General features: G+C 64.4%; 6 protein-coding genes and 1 pseudogene. 2 read left to right on the top strand and 5 right to left on the bottom strand.

Annotated features, from left to right (window positions below):
• Both VFB18_RS05260 and VFB18_RS05255 read left to right on the top strand, forming a co-directional pair.
• A pseudogene (locus VFB18_RS05260) lies at window positions 1-193 on the top strand (polyprenyl synthetase family protein); the annotation flags it as partial.
• A gap of 11 nt (window positions 194-204) precedes the next feature.
• A complete protein-coding gene (locus tag VFB18_RS05255) occupies window positions 205-927 on the top strand; it encodes a DUF1345 domain-containing protein (protein WP_324971824.1) in 723 nt (240 codons plus the stop codon).
• A 10-nt stretch (window positions 928-937) separates the two neighbouring features.
• Here VFB18_RS05255 and VFB18_RS05250 read toward each other — a convergent pair whose 3' ends face one another.
• From VFB18_RS05250 to VFB18_RS05230, 5 genes are read right to left on the bottom strand one after another with little or no spacing between them, the layout of a single operon-like run.
• A complete protein-coding gene (locus VFB18_RS05250) occupies window positions 938-1,495 on the bottom strand; it encodes a hypothetical protein (RefSeq protein ID WP_324971822.1) in 558 nt (185 codons plus the stop codon).
• Window positions 1,496-1,505: 10 nt separating this feature from the next.
• Window positions 1,506-2,291 carry a DUF6946 family protein gene (locus VFB18_RS05245; protein WP_414675649.1) on the bottom strand — a complete coding sequence of 262 codons (786 nt, stop codon included), beginning with the start codon at window positions 2,289-2,291 and terminating at the stop codon, window positions 1,506-1,508.
• A gap of 7 nt (window positions 2,292-2,298) precedes the next feature.
• Window positions 2,299-3,543 carry a flavodoxin-dependent (E)-4-hydroxy-3-methylbut-2-enyl-diphosphate synthase gene (gene ispG / locus VFB18_RS05240; protein ID WP_324971815.1) on the bottom strand — a complete coding sequence of 415 codons (1,245 nt, stop codon included), beginning with the start codon at window positions 3,541-3,543 and terminating at the stop codon, window positions 2,299-2,301.
• A gap of 51 nt (window positions 3,544-3,594) precedes the next feature.
• Window positions 3,595-3,972 carry a hypothetical protein gene (locus VFB18_RS05235; RefSeq protein WP_324971812.1) on the bottom strand — a complete coding sequence of 126 codons (378 nt, stop codon included), beginning with the start codon at window positions 3,970-3,972 and terminating at the stop codon, window positions 3,595-3,597.
• A 50-nt stretch (window positions 3,973-4,022) separates the two neighbouring features.
• A complete protein-coding gene (locus VFB18_RS05230) occupies window positions 4,023-4,916 on the bottom strand; it encodes a metal ABC transporter substrate-binding protein (RefSeq protein WP_324971810.1) in 894 nt (297 codons plus the stop codon).
• Between the last annotated feature and the right edge of the window lie 103 nt (window positions 4,917-5,019).

Raw genomic sequence — 5,019 nt, 5'->3', positions numbered from 1 at the left:
CACGCTCGGCAAGGCGGTCGCCAAGGATGCCGGGCAAGGCAAAGCGACGCTGATCGCGCTGTTCGGGGTGGACGCAGCCAGAGCGCGGCTCAAAGTCCTCCTGCAAGAGGCGGAGGGCGCGCTTGCGCCCTTCGGCAGCCGCGGCGAGATGCTGGTCGAGACGGTGCGTTTCGCTGTGAATCGTTCGAGCTAGAGCGCAAGAGAATGGCACCGCAAGCCAAACGCACGCACACGAACAACACCGGCTCGCCGCAACCTTGGCCGAAGCCCATTCGCGTGATGCTGGCTCGACCCAAGCTGCTTGCGTCGCTCTTGGTCGGCGCCGTCGTCTCAGCGACGACCGCTGTTTTTGGAATCATGTGGGCACCCACGCACCAGACCCTGTGGTGGGTACCTCACGTCTTGCTTGGATGGGACGTGTGTGTTGCGCTGTATCTCGTCTTGATCTTCTGGATGTTCTCCCATTCGGACGCTGGCCATATTCGCCTGCAGTCGGCACGGCAAGACGAGGGGCGAGTCTTTATCGCGATTGTAACGATTCTAGCCGCGCTCGCGAGCCTCGCTGGGATTGTTTACTGGCTGAGCGAGACACGGCAGCCTCTCGATCTTGCGCTTGTCCTCTTAACTATCGTCCTGTCATGGCCATTCATTCATACGATCTTCGCTTTGCACTATGCGCATGAGTTCTATGCCGAGCATCGCGGCCCTGGTGGCGGACTGCGTTTTCCCGGCAATGTGCAACCGGATTACTGGGACTTTGTCTATTTTTCGTTTGGAATCGGCATGGCGGCGCAAGTCGCGGACGTTATGGTCGAGGCGAAGCCGATCCGCCACGTCGTGACAATACACAGCATCGTCTCCTTCATTTTCAACGTGACGCTGATCGCGCTCATGGTGAGCATCGTCGGCGATGCCATCAAAAAATGATGGCTAGCCCCTACCGCCCGCAGGTCTTGGGCGCGGCGGGGTTCAGCACGAAGAGCGAATGCTCGGGGTTGTCGCCCGACAGGATCACGAACGACGCCGTATCGACGCCGGGCACCAGTGCGATATGGTCGTCGCTTGCTTGCAGCGCGATCTTCATGTTCTTGGCGGCAGGCTGAAGCTCGAACTTGCCGACGAAGAACCCATCGGTGACGCACGAGAGCTGGTCCTTGGCGGCGCCGGCGACGACGCAGCGCGCGCCGCGCGGCATGGCATAGATGTCCGCCTTGCCGCGGAACGTGCCGTAGAGAGTGGCGAGATAGGGACCGGGGTCGCTGTCGCCCGACGGCTCGCGCGATTCGATCGAGAGCGTCAGCCCGGTGACGGCCTGCTTGGGATGCTTGGCAAGGTGAGCGGTGTCATAGACGCGCGTCCAGCAGCCGAGCCAGGGATCGGGCGCCTCCTCGCTCGAGGACGCGTCCGATGATTGGTCCTCTTCGGCGCGGGCGATGCTGAGCGAAACAGAGCAACAGAGAAGAACCGCCAGAACCACAAGCCACGCGACACGCATCGAGCCCTCCTTATTCGGCCGCCGGTTTCAGCTTGGACGATTGCTCGTCGCACCAGCCGCGAACCCGCTCGCACCACTGCTCAAGTCTCTGTGCATAGCCGCGCAGCGAGTCCAGGTAGGTGCTGGCGACGACGGGACGATCCTGCACCCAGCCCGCGTACAACTTTATACCGTCGAGATCGACCGGGCCGAGCAGCGTGTCCGGGCGGGCACCAGCGAACCCGACCGCCGCAGCGAAGGCGGCAAAGTCGGCGAAGCCACGCTCATCGTCGCTGAAGCTGTGCACGAGCAGGGCCGCCGCGTTTGCGCGGTAGCGCCGCGCCTCAATGATGGCGGATGCCGAGCGATGCAAGAGCTGGTAGCGGAGCGGCGATGCCTCCTCGCGCGACAGCCCGAGCATGCGGCAGAGGCCGTCGAGCCTCGTTCGCTTACCCGCACTTTCATCGAGCCACTGTCCGACGATATCGCCGAAGCTTTCGCCGGCCTTCCCTTCGACCGCCAGGATCGCGAGCCGGTCGCCGATGCCGGCAACGGCGAGGAGATCGGTTTGACTTGGACGCCCTTCGGAGCCGAGCTCGACCTGCCGCTCGACGAATGCGTCGATCAGCTCGGCCAAGACGAAATCAGGATGACTTCCGAGGACGGCGGAAACGCGTGGCGGAAACGCATTGGCCGCGACCCATGCCGTCGCCAGTGCGTGTGCCGATCGGCCTTCCTTCCAGTGCACTTCTTGCTTCCCGAGATGCCGAACGACGTCTTCCGGTTCGACAACGGGAACGTGAAGACGCGGAATCATGCGGGACCTACTCCGCGGCGCTGCGCCCGATCGCACCTTGTCCGAATCTGCGCTCGATATAGTCGAGCACCATCTGCTTGAAATCCGCGGCGACGGTCGGGCCCCGCAGGGTGACCGCCTTCTTGCCGTCGATGAACACGGGCGCGGCCGGCGCCTCTCCCGTGCCCGGAAGCGAGATGCCGATATCGGCGTGCTTCGATTCGCCCGGCCCGTTGACGATGCACCCCATCACCGCGACGTTGAGCGTCTCCACGCCGGGATAACGGCGCTTCCATTCCGGCATCTCGTTGCGGATGAAATCCTGGATGTCGCGGGCAAGCTCCTGGAAGGTGGTCGAGGTAGTGCGGCCGCAGCCGGGGCAGGCCGCGACGAGCGGCACGAAGCTCCTGAAACCCATGCTCTGCAAGAGTTCCTGCGCGACCTTGACCTCGAGCGTGCGGTCGCCGCCGGGCTCCGGCGTGAGCGAGATGCGGATCGTGTCGCCGATCCCCTGCTGCAACAGCACTGAGAGAGCGGCCGATGAGGCGACGATGCCCTTGGAGCCCATGCCCGCCTCGGTGAGGCCGAGATGGAGCGCGAGATCCGAGCGCGCGGCGAGCATCGCATAGACCGCGATCAGGTCCTGCACCGCCGAGACCTTGGCCGAGAGCACGATGCGCTCGGGTCCAAGCCCAAGCTCGATTGCGCGCTGGGCGCTAAGCAGCGCCGACTGCACGATCGCTTCGTGCATCACCTCGCGCGCGTCCTTGGGTTCGGGCTCTCGCGCATTCTCGTCCATCAGCCGCGTGAGCAGGTCCTGGTCGAGGCTTCCCCAGTTCACGCCGATGCGCACCGGCTTGCCGTTCTTCGCGGCGATCTCGATGATCTCGGCGAATTGCTTGTCGCGCTTGTCCTTGAAGCCGACATTGCCGGGATTGATGCGGTATTTGGCCAGCGCCTCGGCGCAAGCCGGATGCTCTCTCAGCAGCGTGTGGCCGTTATAGTGGAAGTCGCCGATGAGCGGCACATCGACGCTGAGGTGATCGAGCCGCTCGCGGATGTGCGGGACGGCGGCGGCGGCCTCCTCGCGGTCCACCGTGATGCGCACGAGCTCGGAGCCTGCGCGGGCGAGCGCGGCGACTTGGCGCGCCGTGGCCTCGACGTCGGCCGTATCGGTGTTGGTCATCGACTGGACGACGATCGGCGCGTTGCCGCCGATCGTGACATTGCCGACCTTGACCGGGATGGTATGGCGCCGTGCCTGGCTGATCATGGCTGGAAGGATAGAGCAGATTTCGTGAAAACGCGCCAGGGGGCCGCGAGGCTAGGAGGACTGCGCCCGGCGCGAAGTTCGCAGCGCTTGCCACAGATCTGTCACAAGACTTGCCGTGAGCGCGCCTGCGAGCGCGCCCGCGGCCCCGCAGAAGCCGGTGGCAAGGTCGGGGATGCGGTCTGAGGTCAGTCCTTGCAGGGCCTCCATCGCGCCGGCCACCCCCATTAGCACCGCCGCCACGATGCGGGGCCTGCGGGAGGCGAGGCAGAAAAGCAGCGCCACGGCGAAATAAGCGAGGAAATGCTCGATCAGCCAATGCAGCCCCAGGCGGACTTGCAGGCTAGTCGGCACGAGCGAATCCGCCACGACGAGCACAAGCAAGACCGCCGCCGCTGCCGCGATCCACTGGGGTCCTTTGGCGAACGTCATGTCTCAGCTCTCAGCGTAGGAATCACGCGTCCGAACCGATTGGCCGGGGACTACGCCGAGAGCGCGGCGGTCAGCGTCTCGATATTGTGGCGGAACATGTCGAGATACGTCGCCGCCGGACCGTCGGCGGGAGACAGCGCGTCGGTATAGAGCTCGCCGCCGATCTTGGCTCCCGTCTCGCGCGCGATCTGATCGAGCAGGCGGTGGTCGGTCACGTTCTCCAGGAACACCGCCGGGATGTTCTCGCTCCTGATCTGGCGGATGATCTTGGCGACGTCCTGGGCGGAAGCCTCGCTCTCGGTGCTGACACCTTCCGGCGCGATGATTTCGAGCCCGTAGGCCGCGCCGAAATAGCCGAACGCATCATGCGTGGTGATGATCCTGCGGCGCTCGGGGGGAAGCTTGGCGATCGCCTGCCTCACATTCGCATCCATCGCCGCCATGGCATCAATGAACTTTTTGGCGTTGGCCTCGTACGTCACCTTGCCGGCGGGATCGGCGGCGATCAAAGCATCGCGGATATTGGCGGCGTAGACCTCGCCGTTGGCGAGGTCCTGCCAGGCATGCGGATCGGTGGTGGTCTTCTCGTCCTCGAGCATCTTGCGCGGCTTCACGCCGTTCGACACCGTCACCACCTTGCCCTTGAAGCCCAAAGAATTCTCGAGCCGCGTCATCCAGCCTTCGAGCCCTAGGCCGTTGATGAACAGGATCTTGGACTGCGACAGAGCCTTGGCGTCGGCAGGCGTCGGCTCGTAGACGTGGGCATCGCCGTTCGGCCCGACGAAGGTCACGACCTCGACCCGGTCGCCGCCCACTTGCTTCACCATGTCGCCGAGGATCGAGAACGAGGCGGCGACCTTCAGCTTGTCATCGGCCTGCGCTCCGTGCGCGACGCCAACGAGCGCCGTAAGGCCGGCCCACAGAACGAGAAACGCTCTTGTCATCGCGAGAACCCCTTGTTGATGTTCAAGCTTCGAGATGCTTGCGCGGCATGATCTGCCACAGGAGTCCGCCCTTGATGCCGACCAGCATCGAGACGAGATAGCC

Origin of the sequence: Methyloceanibacter sp., assembly GCF_035650995.1 — a bacterium.
Taxonomy (GTDB): Bacteria; Pseudomonadota; Alphaproteobacteria; order Rhizobiales; family Methyloligellaceae; genus Methyloceanibacter.
Note: the sequence above shows the minus strand (reverse complement) of the source record. Positions and strands in the feature narration are given on the sequence as shown.

Bases quoted from the DNA above. Each gene is read 5' to 3' on its own strand.
- VFB18_RS05235 (WP_324971812.1), bottom strand. From the start codon at position 3,972: ATGACGTTCGCCAAAGGACCCCAGTGGATCGCGGCAGCGGCGGCGGTC.
- VFB18_RS05245 (WP_414675649.1), bottom strand. From the start codon at position 2,291: ATGATTCCGCGTCTTCACGTTCCCGTTGTCGAACCGGAAGACGTCGTT.
- VFB18_RS05250 (WP_324971822.1), bottom strand. From the start codon at position 1,495: ATGCGTGTCGCGTGGCTTGTGGTTCTGGCGGTTCTTCTCTGTTGCTCT.
- VFB18_RS05255 (WP_324971824.1), top strand. From the start codon at position 205: ATGGCACCGCAAGCCAAACGCACGCACACGAACAACACCGGCTCGCCG.
- ispG (WP_324971815.1), bottom strand. From the start codon at position 3,543: ATGATCAGCCAGGCACGGCGCCATACCATCCCGGTCAAGGTCGGCAAT.
- VFB18_RS05230 (WP_324971810.1), bottom strand. From the start codon at position 4,916: ATGACAAGAGCGTTTCTCGTTCTGTGGGCCGGCCTTACGGCGCTCGTT.